This window comes from Microbacterium trichothecenolyticum (assembly GCF_030818955.1).
Lineage (GTDB): Bacteria > Actinomycetota > Actinomycetes > Actinomycetales > Microbacteriaceae > Microbacterium > Microbacterium trichothecenolyticum_B.
The window spans coordinates 74929-91788 of the sequence record NZ_JAUTBF010000001.1 but is presented as its reverse complement, the minus strand read 5'-3'; the positions used below and the strand labels follow the sequence as shown (position 1 = coordinate 91788).

Annotated in this window: 15 protein-coding genes, 1 tRNA gene and 1 pseudogene; 5 read left to right on the top strand and 12 right to left on the bottom strand. The window is 67.8% G+C overall.

Features of this window, described 5'->3' with window-relative positions; translation table 11 throughout:
* Position 1 precedes the first annotated feature (1 nt).
* Genes QE412_RS00460 through QE412_RS00435 form a run of 6 tightly spaced genes read right to left on the bottom strand, consistent with a single transcriptional unit; the run spans position 2 to position 6833 of the window.
* Positions 2 to 1810 carry a CocE/NonD family hydrolase gene (locus tag QE412_RS00460; RefSeq protein WP_307478761.1) on the bottom strand — a complete coding sequence of 603 codons (1809 nt, stop codon included), beginning with the start codon at positions 1808 to 1810 and terminating at the stop codon, positions 2 to 4.
* Positions 1807 to 2598, bottom strand: a complete 792-nt coding sequence (locus tag QE412_RS00455) for an ABC transporter ATP-binding protein (RefSeq protein WP_307478758.1) — start codon at positions 2596 to 2598, stop codon at positions 1807 to 1809. Before QE412_RS00455 ends, QE412_RS00460 begins: the two co-directional genes overlap by 4 nt.
* Positions 2595 to 3455 carry an ABC transporter ATP-binding protein gene (locus QE412_RS00450; protein WP_307478755.1) on the bottom strand — a complete coding sequence of 287 codons (861 nt, stop codon included), beginning with the start codon at positions 3453 to 3455 and terminating at the stop codon, positions 2595 to 2597. Before QE412_RS00450 ends, QE412_RS00455 begins: the two co-directional genes overlap by 4 nt.
* On the bottom strand, positions 3452 to 4339 hold the full coding sequence (locus QE412_RS00445; protein ID WP_307486943.1) for an ABC transporter permease: 888 nt from the start codon (positions 4337 to 4339) through the stop codon (positions 3452 to 3454). The genes QE412_RS00450 and QE412_RS00445 overlap by 4 nt, the downstream gene beginning before the upstream one ends.
* Positions 4339 to 5244 (bottom strand): ABC transporter permease, encoded by a 906-nt coding sequence (locus tag QE412_RS00440; RefSeq protein WP_307478753.1) that lies wholly within the window; start codon positions 5242 to 5244, stop codon positions 4339 to 4341. The genes QE412_RS00445 and QE412_RS00440 overlap by 1 nt, the downstream gene beginning before the upstream one ends.
* Positions 5245 to 5270: 26 nt before the next feature.
* Positions 5271 to 6833, bottom strand: coding sequence for an ABC transporter substrate-binding protein (locus QE412_RS00435; RefSeq protein WP_307478750.1), 1563 nt, complete (start codon positions 6831 to 6833; stop codon positions 5271 to 5273).
* Positions 6834 to 7266: 433 nt separating this feature from the next.
* On the opposite strand from QE412_RS00435, the gene QE412_RS00430 reads away from it, so the two are divergent.
* Positions 7267 to 7596 (top strand): hypothetical protein, encoded by a 330-nt coding sequence (locus QE412_RS00430; protein ID WP_307478748.1) that lies wholly within the window; start codon positions 7267 to 7269, stop codon positions 7594 to 7596.
* A gap of 193 nt (positions 7597 to 7789) precedes the next feature.
* On the opposite strand, the gene QE412_RS00425 is transcribed toward QE412_RS00430, so the two are convergent.
* The 4 genes from QE412_RS00425 to galU all read right to left on the bottom strand — a co-directional run bounded on the left by QE412_RS00425 (position 7790) and on the right by galU (position 10632).
* Positions 7790 to 7862: transfer RNA gene (locus QE412_RS00425), tRNA-Ala, on the bottom strand.
* A 93-nt stretch (positions 7863 to 7955) separates the two neighbouring features.
* Entirely contained in the window at positions 7956 to 9026 is a 1071-nt protein-coding gene (locus tag QE412_RS00420; RefSeq protein ID WP_307478746.1) for a large exoprotein, read from the bottom strand.
* Between the two features lie 77 nt (positions 9027 to 9103).
* Positions 9104 to 9727 (bottom strand): GNAT family N-acetyltransferase, encoded by a 624-nt coding sequence (locus tag QE412_RS00415; RefSeq protein ID WP_307486941.1) that lies wholly within the window; start codon positions 9725 to 9727, stop codon positions 9104 to 9106.
* Positions 9728 to 9741: 14 nt separating this feature from the next.
* Positions 9742 to 10632 carry a UTP--glucose-1-phosphate uridylyltransferase GalU gene (gene galU / locus QE412_RS00410; protein WP_307478744.1) on the bottom strand — a complete coding sequence of 297 codons (891 nt, stop codon included), beginning with the start codon at positions 10630 to 10632 and terminating at the stop codon, positions 9742 to 9744.
* A 59-nt stretch (positions 10633 to 10691) separates the two neighbouring features.
* Here galU and QE412_RS00405 point away from each other — a divergent pair.
* The 3 genes and pseudogenes from QE412_RS00405 (at position 10692) to mscL (ending at position 12047) form a co-directional block, all read left to right on the top strand.
* A pseudogene (locus tag QE412_RS00405) lies at positions 10692 to 11289 on the top strand (5-formyltetrahydrofolate cyclo-ligase).
* A 19-nt stretch (positions 11290 to 11308) separates the two neighbouring features.
* A complete protein-coding gene (locus QE412_RS00400) occupies positions 11309 to 11590 on the top strand; it encodes an FmdB family zinc ribbon protein (protein WP_307478741.1) in 282 nt (93 codons plus the stop codon).
* Positions 11591 to 11624: 34 nt separating this feature from the next.
* On the top strand, positions 11625 to 12047 hold the full coding sequence (gene mscL, locus QE412_RS00395; RefSeq protein ID WP_307478738.1) for a large conductance mechanosensitive channel protein MscL: 423 nt from the start codon (positions 11625 to 11627) through the stop codon (positions 12045 to 12047).
* 69 nt (positions 12048 to 12116) lie between these two features.
* Here the strand turns inward: mscL and QE412_RS00390 are convergent, their stop codons facing one another.
* The gene (locus QE412_RS00390; RefSeq protein ID WP_307478735.1) at positions 12117 to 12383 is read right to left on the bottom strand and encodes a hypothetical protein; all 267 of its coding nucleotides are present in this window, start codon (positions 12381 to 12383) and stop codon (positions 12117 to 12119) included.
* A gap of 6 nt (positions 12384 to 12389) precedes the next feature.
* A complete protein-coding gene (locus QE412_RS00385) occupies positions 12390 to 16094 on the bottom strand; it encodes an AAA family ATPase (protein WP_307478732.1) in 3705 nt (1234 codons plus the stop codon).
* Between the two features lie 199 nt (positions 16095 to 16293).
* On the opposite strand from QE412_RS00385, the gene QE412_RS00380 reads away from it, so the two are divergent.
* Positions 16294 to 16827: a methylated-DNA--[protein]-cysteine S-methyltransferase gene (locus QE412_RS00380; protein ID WP_307478730.1), complete on the top strand. Its 534-nt coding sequence runs from the start codon at positions 16294 to 16296 to the stop codon at positions 16825 to 16827.
* The last annotated feature ends 33 nt before the right edge of the window (positions 16828 to 16860 follow it).

Here is a 16860-nt window from a genome sequence, read left to right as displayed (position 1 = left end):
CCTACTGACACTGACCATCGGTCTCCGGCCCTTCTCCGTTCGGACCCTCGCTGTCGAGCGCGCGACCGCACACCTCGATGGGCAGGACAATTCTACTGACACCGGCGTGTCGGACGGTGTTGACCGCCGTGCGTGGGTCGGATTGCGAGTGCAACGGACCGAATCTGTTGAGGTTGCGCGCGCTCCAGGGGAAGTCGCTGGACGTGACCGACACACGGATGCGGTGCCCGGGGAGAAAGACGTGCTGCGCGGGCCAGAGGTCGAGTGCATAGGTCATGAAGCGCCCGGGCGGGACGGGTGCGGGCGAATCGGAGCCCTCGCGATGAGATGCACGCATGCACGCCTGCGCGACCTTGGTCGAACGGCCGTGTCTGTCGACGTCGGTCAACTTGACGTGCCAGTCGGTGTCGTCTCCGTCTGTCGCAGCCTCCAGATACACCTGCGCCCTCCCCGACAGCGTGATCGCCGACGTGAGCCGAGTGCTGGTGTAGATCAGGACGTCTTCGCGCTCCTCGGTCTCGGTCTGGTCGACCGGGATGTCTTCCTGACCGTACTCGTGTACGCGCGTGCCGGTCATGACGGGGTCGAGAGGATCGTAGGAGTACGTCATCTCGGGCGTCCGCTCAGTGAATGCGGGCGCCAGCGTTCCGACGAGGCCCCCCGCGGCCCGGTCCGCCGCGAGATAGAGCACGGTCGCGTCGTTGGCGCGCGGCCACGATCGCTCCGCACGCCATCGTTCGGTGCCGGTCTCCCACACCCACACGGGAACGTCCTCTGTTCCGGTGTCGGCGCCCGGCTTGAGCCAACGGTCGAACCACTGCCGATGCACGGCGCTCATGTCGACGGCGGCCTCGGGTCCGTACTCGATTCCACCGTGGTCCGAATGCGGCCAGCGCACCATCGGATGATTCCACGGACCGACGATGAGGTGCTGGGGCGTGCTCCGATCTCCACGGGCCGTCATCCGCTCGTAGTGGCGGAACGCACCGGGCATGTCCTCGAGATCGAACCAGCCCGTCACGTGCAGAGCAGGCACGTCGATCGCGTCGTAGACCTCCTGGGGAAACCTCACGTCATCCCAGCCAGCCAGTGTGTCATCGATCATCACGGAGTCCCACAATTCGCGTGGGATATCCAGTTCGTCGCGGATGCGATCGACGGGCAGGAGTCGCAGCACGCGGTCCCAGTCCACGGACGCATCCCCCGGCGGACGTTCCTGAATGCGTCTGCGCACGCCGTACAGCCACCACGCGCAGTTGAGCTGGAGCACGCCCCTGTGAAAGGGGATCTCCTCTTGCCACGCACCGATCGCGGAACTCGACACGATGCATGAGAGTCCACGAGGATTCTCGGATGCCGCGGCCCAGGCGACCCACGCGGAGTAGCTATGCCCCGTCATCCCCACTGCTCCCGTGCTCCACGCGGCGTCGGCCGCCCACTCGACCACGTCATGGCCGTCGCGGGCGTCGTGGCGCGCCGGAATCCACGTTCCCTCGGACTTGCCGCGCCCCCGGCAGTCGACGACCACGACCGCGTAACCGGCCGCCCGGAGCGAAAGCGCATCCGCGTCGAGGCGGCCCGGTGAGCTTTTCCCGTAGGGAGTGATGGTCACGATCGCTGGCACGGGAAGAGTCTCTTCGGGCGGGAGGTACACGTCCGCGGCGAGCACGACACCGTCTCTCATAAGGATGCCCGCCTCCACAACGGTCTCGCCCCGATACCGCTCGGCGGGCCGACCGATCTCGCGTTCGAAGGGCGTCGCCCCGAACGTCGTGAACGGGAGCCCCCTGCGCGTCACCGTGCCCGTCATGCGTTCACTGCGGGTATCGACGCGAGCAGTCGCCGCGTGTAGGCGTGCTGAGGATGGGCATACAGTGCTTCCGTTTCCCCGATTTCGACGATGGAGCCTTGCGAGATCACGGCGACGCGATCGCACAGACTGTAGACGATCGCCAAGTCGTGCGCGATGAGGATGATCGTCAGCCCGAGAGTCTCGCTCAACTCCGCGAACAGCGCGATCACTTTCGCCTGAACGGACACGTCCAGTGCGCTCGTCGCTTCGTCCGCGATGAGTACCGACGGATCGGCGGCGAGGGCGCGGGCGATAGCGACGCGCTGACGTTGACCTCCCGACATGTCGCCGGGGTACACGTCGAGAAGCTCTTCCGGAAGGTGAGTGAGGCTCATGAGCTCGCGACAGCGCGCCTCGACTGCGGACCGGCCTCCACCCCGATGGATCGTGACGATCTCGGCGAGGATCTGGCGAACGGTCATGCGCGGGTCGAGCGAGGCGAAGGGGTCCTGGAAGACCATCTGGATCATTCGACGCTGATGGCGCGTGCGCTTCGGCGACAGGGGACGGCCTTGGAGGGTGATCGTTCCGTCATACCGTTGCAGGCCCGCGATCGCGCGCGCGAGGGTCGACTTCCCCGACCCCGACTCGCCGACGATCCCGAGGACCTCCCCGGACGCCACGGTGAATGAGGTGCGGTCGACGGCCGCCACGATCCTCTTCCGGCGTCCGTGTCCGACAGTGAACTGCACCTGTACGTCGGTGAGTTCGAGCATGTCCGCCCAGTCGTGTCGCGCGTCGTTCATGAGGTCAGCCCTGTCTTTTCGGTGACGCGGATACGACTTTCCGGGCGGACCCGCGGCATGGCGTCGAGGAGCGCGCGGGTGTAGTCGTTCTGCGGTTTGCGGAAGATGTCTCCAACCGAGCCCGTCTCGATGATCCGTCCGGCCCGCATGACGGCGATTCGCTCGCACACCTGGCTGACGACGGCGAGATCATGCGTCACATAGAGCAGGCTCAGACCGAAGTCCGCACGAAGCTCGGAGAACAACGACAGGATTTGCGCCTGCACCGTGACATCGAGCGCGGTGGTGGGCTCGTCGCACAGGATGAGGCGGGGTCTGCTGGCGATGGCTGAAGCGATCATCACCCTCTGGCGCATCCCACCCGAGAGCTCGAAGGGGTACTGATCCGCTCGCGCTCGGGGATGATCGATCCCGACGCGTTCGAGAAGATCGATGGCGAGGTCTCGAGCCTGGCGGCGGCGAAGGCCGTGTCGGTACTGCACACCATCGACTATTTGCCGCCCGATCTTCATCACGGGGTTGAGGGCGATCGCCGGTTCCTGGAAGACCATCGTGATCCCGGCACCGCGCACGGAAGCGGCAGACGCCCGTCCGGGGGCGCCCTCGGCCGTGACGATCTCGGCGCCGTCGAATGCAATACTCCCCGCCGACACTGAGGCATTGCTCGGGAGAAGATCCATGATCGCGCGCAGAGTCATACTCTTGCCCGATCCCGATTCGCCGACGAGTCCCATCGACTCGCCCGGCTCGATCTGCAGCGCGATGTCATCCACGACGCGGCGCACGCCCCGCGGCCCGGCGATATCGACGCTGAGCCCCTGCACCGAGAGCAGCGAGGCCGACGTCACCGCGCTCATCGCTTCACCCTCATCGCGTCGACCAGTCCATCCCCGACGAGGGACAGACCCAAACCCGTGATGATGACGGCCAGGCCCGGGAACATGATGAGCCAGTACTGGCCGGAGAGGAGGAACTTCTGCCCGTCCGACAGCATCTGACCCCAATCGGGCTGTGGCGGAGTGATTCCAAGACCGAAGTAGCTGAGCGTGACGATGACGAGAATCGTCATGACGATGTCGCTCATCGCGAACACGATCGCTTGACTGACGGTGTTCGGCACGAGGTGACGGAAAATGATGCGGGCAGAGCCGAGTCCACTCACACGGCATGCGCTGATGAAGTCCCGCTCTCGCAGCGATTGCACTTCCGCACGGACGATGCGCGCGTACGGCACCCAGCCGACGAGTGTGATCGCAACGAAGATGCTGCCCACTCCGCCTCCGAGCGCGAAGACGAGCGCGATGATCAGCACGTAGAACGGGAACGCCACAACGACGTCGGCGAGACGCATGGACAGCCCGTCGACGACACCGCCGAAGTATCCGCTCAGCGCGCCGATCACGACACCGATCACGAACGGCGCGACGACTGCCGCCGACGCGATACTCAGATCGATCCGGGCCCCGTACAGCAACCTGCTCCAGACGTCTCTGCCGAGCTCATCAGTGCCCATCGGGTGCATCATGCTCGGCGGCGTCAGGGTATTGAGCAAATCCTGAGTGATCGGATCGTAAGGCGTCAACAGAGGCGCGGCCGTCGCGAGGGCGACGATTGTGAAAACGATGCCCACACCCGCCCAGAACCGTGGGGTGCCCCGGAATCTCGGCCGCCGGTCCGCCGCACGCCCTGTGCTCTTACGGTCGGGGCCGGCCTGCACCAGTGGTCGTTCCTGAAGAGTCATCACGCTGCATTCCTCACTCTCGGATCCAGCAGTCGGTGGAGAATGTCCGTGCCGAGGTAGATCAACACCACGAGCACGGCGAATACGAGGGTGGTGCATTGGACGACCGGGAAATCCCGGTTGAGAATGCCTTGCATCATCAAGCTCCCGAGCCCGGGCAGGCTGAAGACGCTTTCGACCACGAGCGTGCCGCCGATGATCGCCCCGACATTGACACCGAGTATCGTGACGGCGGAGATGGCGCCATTGCGCAGCGCATACCCCGAGAGCACACGGAATCGCCTGAGTCCCTTGGCCTCGGCGAACGCGACGTACTCGCTGTCGAGCGCGTCGATCATGGAGGATCGCAGGCTCCGGAAGACCAGAGGCGCGGCCGATATCGCGAGAGTGAGCGCCGGCAGGATCAGCGACACGAACTGCGACAGCGGCGTGTCTCCGTATCCAGCCGCTGGAAAGAGACCCAGCTGCAGAGAGAGTACGAGAACCAGCATGCTCGCGACCCAGAACTGCGGCATCCCCAACCCGGCGGACGCCCCGAGCTGCAGGAGCGAGTCGGCGGCCCTGCCCTGTCGAGCGGCAGCCAGTGTCGCAGCCGGGACGGCGATCACGACGATCAACACCGCGGTCATCGCTGTCAGCTCCAGAGTGACGGGCAGACGGGCGGAGATGAGCTCGGCCGTCGGTTGCTTGAAGTACATCGACGTGCCGAAGTCGCCTCGCAACAGCCCACCGGCGAACTGCAGGTACTGCACCCACAGAGGACGATCCAAGCCCCACGCGTGTCGCAGCGCTGCAAGGGCCTCCGGGCCGGCCTTCTGACCCAAATAGGCGAGGGCTGGGTCTCCGGGGGTCAAATGCATCAGGAGGAACGTCACGGTGACCACCCCGATCAGCACGGGAATCATGAGCACCACGCGCGTGACGACGAATCTCACTGCTCGACCCACGTCTCGGCGAGCGTGTAGTTGCCGGTCGGGTAGACCTGGAAGCCATGCACCTTGGTGCTGCGCGCGTACTCGAAGGGCGTGTAGTACAGGCTGGCGTGGGGTTGATCGTCCGCGATGATCTGCTGGATCTGCTGGTAGATCTCAGTGCGCGTGTCGGGGTCGAATTCCTCGCGGCCTCGCTGCGCGAGGGCATCCAGTTCAGGGTTGCTGTAGAACGTGTTCATGGCGTTGCCGAAGCCGTTCTTCGGGCTCACCGCCCCGAAGGTCACCCATTCGTCCGGGTCGACGATGTCGGTCGTGAAGTAGGTCAAGCACATGTCGTAGTTGGCGTTGTTCTGCATCTCGCCCGAGGCGTCTGCGTCGATCGTTTGGATTTCGACTTCGATGCCCAGTTCTTTCAACGACGCCTGGATGATCTGCGCGGCGGTCGCGTACATCGACTTGCCGGATGCAACGAGCAGAGTCGTTGTGAAGCCCTGCGGATATGCGGATTGAGCCAGCTCCTGCTTCGCCTTGTCCACGTCGTAGGTCGGGGCGTCGACGTCGGCAAATTCCATCAAGCTCGGGTTGAGGAACGACTTCGCCGCCTCGCCATGACCGAACAGCACCGCCTTGATCATCGCGTCACGATCGAGGGCGTAAGAGATCGCGCGACGCACATGCGGGTCGGAGAACTCCGGCCGCTCGTTGTTCATGACGAGGTACTCGGTATTGCTGGAGGGGAACTCGTCGACGGTGACGCCGGTCGTCGCCTTCAGCGTCGCCAAACTGGAGTACGCGGGGAACTCGTCGATCTGCGCCTGTCCGGACTGCAGCATGGTGGCACGTGTCTGGTCCTCGGGCACGTTCAAGAACGTCACGCTGTCGAGGTAGGGCAGTCCTGATTTCCAGTAGTGCGGGTTTCGCACCAGCTTCAGCGAGGAGCCCTTGACCCACGAATCGAACATGAAGGGTCCCGACCCGATGGGCTTCTCCCAGAAGGCGTCCTTGGATTGACCCGCGAAGTTCGCCGGGAAGATCGAGTTGTTGAAGCCGGCGAGGTCGGCCAGCAGTGGTGCCCAGGGCGTCGACGTCGTGATCGTCACCGTCTCGGGGTCGGTCGCGGTGACGTCGGCGATCGCGGCGTCGAGGAACCCGAACGATGCCTTGGGGTCGCGCGCGTAGTCGATCGAGAATTTGACGTCAGCAGATGTCAGCGCCTGACCATTCGAGAAGGTGACGCCCGGACGCAGATGGAACGTCCATGTCTTCTTGTCATCGGAGACCTCCCACGAGGTCGCGAGCGATGGCTCGACGCCCTTGCCGTCAGGGCTGGGAACGAGGAGGGTATCGAGCACGCTCTCGTCCGCCCAGATCGACCAGTTGTTCACGTTTCCGTTCACGTCCAGGGTGGAGGCATCCTGGCTGCGGGCGATGACCAGGTCTCCTCCCGCGACAGGCGTGGCTGAGTCCTGAGGATTCGTCGAGCCGGTTGCCGAGCACCCGCCGAGTCCGAGCGCGATGGTGGTGAGGGCGGCCACGGCAATACGGGCAGAGGTTGATCTCATGCGATGCTCCAAAGAGTCTCGTGTTCATGCGGGATGGTTTGACCACACGCGACCTTGGGTGCGTCCGAAGGTGATCGTCTTGTACGTCGTACAAGAGACGATCCGATGCTAGCCCCGGAGACATTTCGCGCATGTTGCACGCGGGTTAGAGGTCGGCATCAAGCCCGCCCACCAGAAGATCGTCACCGTCCCGACAGGTGAGCCGAGGGGCCAGAAGGGCGGAGCTGACGGGCAGATCGGGCTCGTGGCGCTGCCTACCTCGGTCTCCGGGACTGCGCAGCTTTCAGTACGAGCTCGGTAGGAGGGTGGCCGGCGCAATGTTTGGAGTAAGCGTGCAGCAGGTCCACTCATTGGCTCCTGCGCGGACATCATCGGGCTCCTGCTCTACGCCTTCCTCGGGCGCTTGAGCTATGTCCTCATTGCCATTGCGATCATGCTCGTCGCCGCAGGCATGCGCATGACCATGATCACCGCCACGATCAACGTCATGCGCGGCCTCCCCTCCGACCGCACATCTATCGGTGCCGCCCTCAACGACACCGCACAAGAGCTCGCCGCCGGAATCGGCATCGCGATCGTCGGCTTGGTCGTCGCCGCATCAACCAGCGGCCCCCTCATCGCAGAGGGATGGACATCGACGCAATCGATCACTCTTGAGAACGCGATCACCCTCGGCGTCCTGACACTGACGACGACCGCGTTCACGCTTCTCGCCGTTGCTCTCGTCAGAGCGCGTCGTAGCCGCGCCGAGGCAGCACCCTGACGACTGCAAGGAGCCGGAAAGGGAGTGGCCTGAAACGGGGGTATCAGCGAAAGCCCGGTCTGCGAGCGACTCCCCGCTCGGCGGAGATCGCGTTGACCCGAGAGGGCTGGAACGTGCCCAGGCATGTCCCGATAGGGAATGAGGAAAGCCCGACCAGACGCACTTTCGTGTGTCTGGTCGGGCTTTCAGTCGGTGGACCTGAGGGGATTCGAACCCCTGACCTCCTCGATGCGAACGAGGCGCGCTACCAACTGCGCCACAGGCCCGGAAACCTCGTCAACACTATCACGCTGATCGCGCTGCTCCGAACCGGCACGGGCGGTCGCACGACCGCATGCCGCTCTGGGCATACCGCCGAATCAAGCGCCGACGACGCGGCGATCCAGCAACCGCTGCACGTGCTCTTGAATCTCACTGTCGTCGACGTACCCCATGGTCGCGTACGGCGACGCGGGGGCGGCGGCAGCGGGAGCGGGAGCGGCCGCGGGCCGCGCCGTCTCGATGGGGGTGGGCGCCTGCTGCGCGGCGATCTCGCGCGCGGCCTCTTCGCGGGCGGCGGCGCGCAGCGCCTCGCGGGCGAGCTGCTCGTCGACGACCGCGGCCGCGCGAGAGCCCGTCGAGGCCACGAGCGGGCGCGGCAGTTCACGCGGCGTCCACGTGGGGCGCGGTTTGGGAGTGAGAACGACATCCTGCACCTCGGCCGCAACGCGCGCGGCAGCGGTCACCGTGGCAGGTACGGCGGCGCGCCGCGCGACGACCGACACGCGGCGCAGAAGGACGAGCGAAGCCAGCACCACCGCGGAACCGGCGACGAGCAGAACCGGCGCCGCTCCCGCAACGACCTGCGCGGTGCCGATGCTCGAGGCGATGAGTCCGGCGGAACCGAGCGCGGTCACCGACAGACGGAAACGACGACGAGCACGCGCGCGCCGCAGTTCGGGCCGAGCGACGGCAGCGGCGCGTTGCGCGTGCGCACGCTCGAGCGCGGCTGCTCGTTCGGCACGGGCCGTCTGCAGGGCGGCCGCACGTTCGGCGCGAGCAACCTCGACGGCGGCGGCACGCTCGGCGCGGGCGAGCTCGAGCGCGGCGGCGCGCTGCTCCTTCACGACGTCGCGGTCACGGGCGTTCTCGAGCCGCGCGACCTCGAGACGGGCCTTGGCGGCCGCGAGCTCGGTCTGAGCCTTCTGCGCCCGTATCTGGCGGGCGAGCTTCTGCTGCTGGTGGGCGGTGCGAGTCGTCAGCTCGAGACGGACCTCGCGGGGCGTCTCGGCCGTCTCGGCGAGAACACGCAACGCCTGGTTGAGGCGCACGGCATTTCGCTCGGCCGAGGTGAAGCGGTGTTTGCTCTGCCACGAGGGCAAGAGATAGACCAACCAGAGGGCGACCGCGACGAAGACGATCACCCCACCGCTCAGCACCTGGCCACCCATGCGTCAAAGGTAGGTCACCGAGAGATCACACCTCGGCATCCGCCCGCGTGTCGTGCCGAGACTCGCGCCGGTTTCACTCAAAGACGGTCAGCGGACGGAACGCGCGCCGCATCCGGCGGCACCTGACCCCGCGTCCACCGATCCAGCACTCCGTGGGGAACCTCTTCGCGCACGAGGGCGAAGGCGTAGTGATCGCGCCAGTCACCGTCGATGTGGATGTACCGCCGGCGCAGACCCTCGTATCGGAAGCCGAGCTTCTCGACCACGCGCAGGCTGGCGTTGTTCTCGGGACGGATGCAGATCTCGACACGGTGCAGGTTGAGATCGGTGAAGCACACGTCGGTGGCCATGGCCACGCTCACGGTGGTGATGTTGCGCCCGGCGAACTCCTCGGCCACCCAGTACCCGATCGTCGCCGAGGCGAGCGAGCCGCGGGCGACGCCCCACACGTTCAACTGCCCGGCGACCTCGTCGTCCCACGCCATCACGAAGGGGACGCCGAGGCCGTCACGGTACTGCTGCAGAAGACGACGGATGCCGAGGCGCATGTCGAACGACACCGGTCCGTCGGGACTCGTCGCCTCCCACCGCCGCAACCACGAGCGGTTGTCGATCAGCTGCTGCTGAAGGACGCGCGCGTCGCGGTTGCGGATGAGGCGGATCGAGATCTCTCCATGCCGCCGGGGAACCGACAGGTCCATGGCATCCACTCGGGTCACAGACCCGCCGCGAACTCCTTGAACCACGGGCGCAGCGCCGGACCGAGATCGTCACGGTCGGACGCAAGCTGCACGATGGCCTTGATGTAGTCGACGCGGTCACCGGTGTCGTAACGACGGCCACGGAAGACGACGCCGTAGACTCCGCCGCCCTCGCCGCCACCGGTCGCGAGCTCTTCGAGCGCGTCGGTCAGCTGGATCTCGCCACCCTTGCCCGGCTCGGTGCGCTCGAGGATGTCGAACACGTCGGGGCCGAGCACGTAGCGGCCGATGATCGCGAGATTGGAGGGGGCGTCTTCGGCCTTCGGCTTCTCGACGAGCTTCGTGACCTTCACCACGCCGTCGTCGTCCGTCGGCTCGACGGCGGCGACACCGTACAGGTGGATGTGCTCGGGGTCGACCTCCATCAGCGCGATGACGGTGGCGCCCCGCTTGTCGTACTCCTCCAACATCTTGGTGAGCAGCGGGTCGCGCTCGTCGATGAGGTCGTCGCCGAGCAGGACGGCGAAGGGGTGGTCGCCCACGTGGCTGCGGGCGCGCAGAACGGCGTGGCCGAGGCCCTTGGGCTCTCCTTGACGCACCATGTGCACGTCGGCGAGGTCGGACGAGTGCTCGACCTTGGCGAGCTTGTCGCTGTCGCCCTTCTCGCGGAGCTTGGCCTCGAGCTCGGGCATCGAGTCGAAGTGGTTGGCGATGTTGTTCTTGTTGCGGCCGATGATGATCAGCACGTCGGCGATACCGGCACCCGTCGCTTCTTCGACGACGTACTGGATGGCCGGTTTGTCCACGACCGGCAGCATCTCTTTGGGCATGGCCTTGGTGGCCGGAAGGAAGCGCGTACCGAGTCCAGCGGCCGGAATGACGGCCTTGAAGGGCTTATGAGGCATGGGCATACCCTAGCGGGGTCCGACGACACCCGGCGCGGCGACGCACGTACAATGACCGCATGCCGGATCGCATCGAGCAGGCCAAGCGCGCACTGCGCGCAGATCTGCGCGAACGTCGCCAGACCATGTCCGCTCACGCTCGCGACGAGGCCGAGGGTCGGTGTGAAGCGCCAACTCGACGAGCTCGTGGCCCGGCTGGGGGCCCGCAGCGTCTCGTGCTTCCTGTCGACGCCCACCGAGCCCGGCACGCACGCGTTCGTCGCCGAGGCGGTGGCCCGTGGCATCCGGGTCCTGCTCCCCATCTCTCGCGAAGACGGTCTGCTCGACTGGAGCGTGGCCACCCCCGACGCCGAGATCGGCGAGGGCCTGTTCGGCCTCCCCGAGCCCGTCGGAGAGGTTCTGGGGCCCATCGCCGTCAACGACGTCGATCTGCTCATCATCCCCGCCGCCGCCGTCGACCAGCGGGGCATGCGCCTCGGCTGGGGCCGCGGATACTTCGACAAGACCCTCGGCTCGATGGAGAAGTGCCCGCCGGTGTACGCGGTGATCTTCGACTCCGAGCTGCTCGACGACGTCCCGCGTGACGTGCACGACCAACCCGTCACGGGCGTGGTCACCCCGACGCGCACGGTGCCCCTGTCCGCGCCCTCCGCCTGAACCACCCGAAGGAACCCTCATGCCCACGTACTCCTATGCCTGCAAGCAGTGCGGCCACCGCTTCGACGCGGTGCAGTCGTTCTCGGACGCCGCTCTGACCGAGTGCCCCGAATGCGCCGGCGAGGTGCGCAAGCAGTACGGATCCATCGGCGTCACCTTCAACGGATCGGGGTTCTACCGCACCGATTCGCGCACCTCGTCGTCGAACGGCTCGTCGAGCGCAAGCGGTGGCAGCTCCTCGTCTTCTTCGACATCATCGAAGTCGGAAACGAAGACGTCCGCCCCCTCCCCGGCATCCTGAGCCCGGATCGGGGCGGCCAGAGGGGAGCCAAGACATGATCAAGGGATTCAAGGAGTTCATCCTCCGCGGAAACGTCATCGACCTCGCCGTCGCCGTGGTCATCGGCGCGGCGTTCACGGCCGTCGTCAACGCGATCGTCAGCGCGGTCATCAACCCGCTCATCGAGGTCTTCTACAAGCCCGCCGACAACGGCGAGGTCGGCCCCACCATCACGGGCATCTACGGCCAGCAGGTCGTGTTCCCCCTCGGGAACCTGCTCACCGCGATCATCAGCTTCTTCGCCGTCGCCATCGTGGTGTACCTCGTGTTCGTGTACCCGATGAACCGCTGGAAGGCGATCGCCGCCGCCCGCGCCGGTGTCGGCGCCGCCGCCACCGAGGAGCCGAAGCTGCCGACCGAGCAGGAGCTGCTCGTGCAGATCCGCGACCTGCTGGAGCGGCAGAACGACAAGGCCTGACGGGCCATCGACAGACGACGATCCGCGCCGGGGACGACCTCCTCGCCGCGGATCGTCGTCTGTCGTGCGTCAGTAGTGCGGGGGGACGTCGCGCCGCATGCGGTCGTCGTTGGGTCCGGATGCCACGGGCGCGGTCGCCGCGCCACGCTCGGGGTCGTCAGAGGGTGCCGGCTCGGCGGTCGTCCCCGGCGCCGGCATCAACCTCGCGCGCCGCGCACCGCGCACCCGTACGACCGGCTGCCGCGCGGCGTGGACGCCGTAACCGCCCACCTCGACCGGTGCGGGCGGGGCCTCGGACGGGACGGCGGCTCCCCCGGCATCCGGGATCTCGCTCATCGCCGCTCAGCCCGACAGATCGAGGGGCTCGGTCGTGGTGTCGGGCGACCCGCCCTCATCGGGTGCCGCCCCCAGCAACTCCGCGATGCGCGCGGCCACGCCGGCGGGGTCGCTGTACAGGTCGAACGCGTGCACACGCACGTAATGCCAGCCGAGGCGGCGCAGGATCTGCGGGCGTAGGCGCAGCGTCTCGCGCAGGGACTCCCCGATCGTCTCGGGATCGCTCTCGGCGACCACGGCCCTGCCCTGGTAGCGCGCGACCAGCGGCAGCAATCCGCGGTAGTCGACGTCGACCTCGACCCCGAGCCGACGGAGTTCGCGCGCGAGGGCACGGGTGAGAGGATCGGCGAGGTCTTCGAGGCGGCTCTCACGGCCGCGGGCGGCGATGCTGCCCAGGATCCCCATCAGGGTGGCCGCACCGTGCTCGAGACGACCGTCGTCGAAGGCCGACGGGCGGATCGACGACACGATGACCATCGAGCGGCGCGCGCGGGTCATGCCCACCGTCAGCAGACGCTCGCCGTCGGGGGTCGACAGGTCGCCGAAATCACTGAGCACGCGCCCGTGACGGGTGAGCCCGAACCCGAGCGAGAAGATCACGCGATCGCGGCTCTCGGCCACGGACTCCTCGAGGGTGAGCACCGAGAACGGCTCCGCCGCGTCGCGCGAGACGAACTCGGCCACGTCGGACCGGCCCGCCAGCGCGCTCACCACCGACGCCCGCACGCGTTCGGCGTGGCGACGACTGGCCGTGACGACCATGAGCGACTCCGACGCCCGGTTGACCGCGTGCTCGACGACGAGCGTGACCACGCGGGCCACCTCGGCGTCGGGGCTCTCGACCGCACCGCTGACGGGATCGGGCGCACCCACACCGCCCTCGACGTAGTCGACGCTGAGGCTGCCGCGTCCCAGGTACGACCCCGCCCACGGCAGCGACACGATCTCGCCGCCGTAGAACGCGTCGTTCACCAGCTGCGAGAGGTCTTCGCCTCCGGCGCGGTAGCTGCGGGTGAGGGTCTCGACGGGGAAGAGCTCCGCGACGCGCTCGAAGACCGAGACGTGATCGAAGGGCACCTCATCGGCGTCATCGGCCGCGGGGGCGATCGACGCGCTCACGCGGAAGGGGGTGGGCTTCTGCACGACAGGGTCGCCGAAGAGCACGACCTGGCGCGCACGGCGCAGCGCCGGGGTCGCCTCGGCGAGGCAGAGCGCTGCCGCATCCGCGATGATGACGACATCGAACGCGAGGTCCCACGGCACGTCGGGCACCTCGTACGGCGACGCCAGCCACACCGGAGCGAGCGTGCGCAGCAGGGTGGGCGCGGCATCCGAGATCTCTTGCGCCGTGTGCAGACCGTCTTTCAACGCGCGCTTGAGGGCCGCGGCCTCGTCGGCGTGGTCGACGATGCCGATGCGCCACTGGGTCGCCAGTTGCGCGGCGAGGAGAGGCCCCGCCGCCGCGGCGTGCGCCTCGTCGACGAGGCGGAAGTCGCGTTCGAGGCGGTCGACCACGCTCGTGTTCGCCCCCAGCAGCGCACGGTCGGTGCGCAGCAGGTGCTCGAGAGCCGATTGCCACCAGGCGAACTCGAGCTCGGCGCCTACGCGCTCCTCGGGAACGTGACGCACCGAGAGTTCGACCAGCAACTGCTCCAGGCCCAGGCGCGCGAGCTCGGAGCGCAGTTGCGCGCGCTCGACGAGGTTGTCGAAGAAGGTCGACTCGGCCGCGAGGCCCGCCAGCGTGCGCACCAGGCGCTGCACCGGCAGGGTGACGAGACGGTCGGAGCCCTGGCGGCCGAGGATCTGATCGAGCTCGCCGAGCAGAGCATCGGTGCGCTGCCAGGCGACGTGCACGTCGGCGAGGCCCAGTGGTACCTCGGGCGTGACGCCGGCCTCGACCACGCGCTGCCACTCCGTGCGCTGTTGCTGGATGCGCACGAGAGCCTCGTACATGTCGGGCACGTGCACGCCCGGGCGCACGTACTCCTTCGACAGGCGCTTGAGACGGCGGCGGTTGGGGCCGCTCATCGCCGAGGCGTCACGGCGCGGCGAGTGCGCGTCGATGAGTTCGCCCAGGGGGCGCTCGAACACGCTGGGGCTGAAGCGGTCGAGCGACTCGCGGATCCCCTGCAGCAGCTTCAGATACGCCCCGAGCTCGGAAACGGTCTGGAACGGCCGCATGCGCGTCTGCGCGATCAGCTCGTACCCGCGTTCGAGAAGCCGCGGAACGTCTTGCGCGTGCAGCTTGCCGGCGAGGTCGTGGGCGGCGCGCGCGTCTTCGGTGCGGGTGAAGCTCACGCCGTACCAGGGCGAGTCGTCGGGACCGAAACGGAACTCCCCCAGTCGCGCGGCCATCGCCAGGGCGCGGGCGGCGGCGTCGCGGCGGCCCGAGAGACGCTCGAGCGTGGCCAGATCGAAGCGCGCCGCGGTGGAGGGAGCCGGCGACTGGGATGCCAGGGCGGTGAGCGCGCGCAGCACGTCGAGCGCCGAGACCCCCAGCGCCAGGTGCGGCTCGGTCACGGCCGTGCGGTAGTCGCGCAGCACGGTGCGAAGGCGCACGAGGGCATCGTCGATCTCGGCCACCTTGGGCTGCTCGGCCTTCTCGTTGCGGCCGATCGCGCGGAAGAGGTCGCGGCGCACGTGGTGCGGCGAGACGGCGAGCCCGGTCAGGCCCACCCCGGCGAGACGGTGGCGGATGCCGTCGAGCGTCGAGCGTCGCGCACTGACGACGAGCACGCGCTTGTTGTCGCGCACGAGCTGGCCGATCGCGTTGATGACGGTCTGGGTGCCACCGGTGCCCGGCAGCGTGTGCACCGCCAGTGAGTGCCCGGCCGAGATGCGCGCGAGCACGCGCTCCTGCTCGGCGTCGGCGTCGAGCAGGAGCGTGTCGGCGGCCGGGGCACGCTCGTCGGGGCTGACGACCACCGGGTCGGCGGGGCGGACCGTGACCCGCGCGCGATCGTCGGGGTGACCGGCGAGGGCGTTGAGCAGCGTGTCGTCGAGATCGTGGGTGTCGCGCACCATGCCGGAGCTGACGTCGGCGAACGACGAGATGATCAGCCGGGGGTGCACCACGAACGTGGGCACGTGCATGGTGAGGCGCCGGATGTGATCGATCACCGGCTGCGGCTTGAAGACGCCCTGGTCGTAGGCGAGGCCGGCGAGGGCGGCACTGTCGATCTGGATGCCGAGATGCGTGCGGAATGCGCGGGCGAGCTCGGGGTTCATCACGAACGCGCCGTGCAGCTTCAACTCGAAGTCGCCGTGATGGCGGCGGATCGCCAGCGGACGCAGCAGCACGGGTGCCGACCACTCCACTCCCCCGATCTTCCAGCCCGCGAGCCCCACGGCCAGATGCACGGGCTCAAGGCCACGGGCGGTGCGAAGTTCGACGTTCTTGGCGGTGATGCGCTCGGCCGCCATACGGGCCGTGCGCAGCGCCACCTCGTCGCGGAAGAGGTTGGACAGCATGGTCGCGCGGCCGGTGATGAACTGCGGCAGGGATCCGGGGTGGGCCTTGGTGATGTCGATGCCGGCGTCGCGGGCGTCGTCGAAGCGCAGCAGCGTCGAGCGCCCGCCCAGGGCCGCAGCCTCGGAGCGGATCCGGTCGCGCTCGGGATCGGCGACGTGCCGCACCACGATGCCGGGTTCGGACAGTCGCAGATCGGCCGGGTCGACGGATGCCGCACCGTCTCCGTCGGCACCGATCACGGTACTCTCCTCAGCTCGCCACACACCTGCCAGACTAAGCCGGGCATCGAAGGATCGCGGGTAGTGGGGGCGAGTTTCGCCGTAATCGGCGACACGCCGTGCCACCGGCTCTTCCTCCCCAGGCGGCCGATGTCCGGCATCCTCCACCGATCGCTTGAACGACACCGCGGGCGGGCACCGCCCTCGTGAAGATGGGCACATGAACAGAGTCACCAGCACCGAGTACGACGGCCCCGTCGGGCCGGTCCTCCTGACCTTCGTCGACGATGCGCTCGTGCGTCTCGACGTCGCACACGACGGACTCGAACAGGCCCGCGCCGACATCACCCACCGGCTGGGGGTGCTGCCCGAGCCCGATCCCGCGGTCGGCGCCGATGTCGTGGCACAGCTCGACGACTACTTCGACGGCCGTCTGCGCACGTTCGACGTCGCCCTCGACTGGCGGTTCGTGCACGGATTCACGCGCGCCGCTCTCGAGGCGACGCTCGAGATCCCCTACGGGGAGGTGGCATCGTACGGCGAGGTGGCGATCATGGCCGGCTCGCCCCGGGCCGCCCGCGCCGTCGGCACGGCATGCGCGACCAGCCCGTTCTCGCTCGTGGTCCCCGTGCACCGGGTGGTCCGCGCCGACGGGTCGATCGGCGAGTACGGCGGCCACCCCGAGGTGAAGCACTACCTGCTCTCGCTCGAGAACCGCGCCGTCGCCGCAGAAGCCTTGAGAGAGCCTGCCTAGCACGCGCGCCACGGCGCCCGGTCCGCCGAAACG

Coding starts and splice junctions, on each gene's coding strand:
- QE412_RS00460 (WP_307478761.1), bottom strand. CDS start 1,810: ATGACGGGCACGGTGACGCGCAGGGGGCTCCCGTTCACGACGTTCGGG.
- QE412_RS00455 (WP_307478758.1), bottom strand. CDS start 2,598: ATGAACGACGCGCGACACGACTGGGCGGACATGCTCGAACTCACCGAC.
- QE412_RS00450 (WP_307478755.1), bottom strand. CDS start 3,455: ATGAGCGCGGTGACGTCGGCCTCGCTGCTCTCGGTGCAGGGGCTCAGC.
- QE412_RS00445 (WP_307486943.1), bottom strand. CDS start 4,339: ATGACTCTTCAGGAACGACCACTGGTGCAGGCCGGCCCCGACCGTAAG.
- QE412_RS00440 (WP_307478753.1), bottom strand. CDS start 5,244: ATGATTCCCGTGCTGATCGGGGTGGTCACCGTGACGTTCCTCCTGATG.
- QE412_RS00435 (WP_307478750.1), bottom strand. CDS start 6,833: ATGAGATCAACCTCTGCCCGTATTGCCGTGGCCGCCCTCACCACCATC.
- QE412_RS00430 (WP_307478748.1), top strand. CDS start 7,267: ATGCTCGTCGCCGCAGGCATGCGCATGACCATGATCACCGCCACGATC.
- QE412_RS00420 (WP_307478746.1), bottom strand. CDS start 9,026: ATGGGTGGCCAGGTGCTGAGCGGTGGGGTGATCGTCTTCGTCGCGGTC.
- QE412_RS00415 (WP_307486941.1), bottom strand. CDS start 9,727: ATGGACCTGTCGGTTCCCCGGCGGCATGGAGAGATCTCGATCCGCCTC.
- galU (WP_307478744.1), bottom strand. CDS start 10,632: ATGCCTCATAAGCCCTTCAAGGCCGTCATTCCGGCCGCTGGACTCGGT.
- QE412_RS00400 (WP_307478741.1), top strand. CDS start 11,309: ATGCCCACGTACTCCTATGCCTGCAAGCAGTGCGGCCACCGCTTCGAC.
- mscL (WP_307478738.1), top strand. CDS start 11,625: ATGATCAAGGGATTCAAGGAGTTCATCCTCCGCGGAAACGTCATCGAC.
- QE412_RS00390 (WP_307478735.1), bottom strand. CDS start 12,383: ATGAGCGAGATCCCGGATGCCGGGGGAGCCGCCGTCCCGTCCGAGGCC.
- QE412_RS00380 (WP_307478730.1), top strand. CDS start 16,294: ATGAACAGAGTCACCAGCACCGAGTACGACGGCCCCGTCGGGCCGGTC.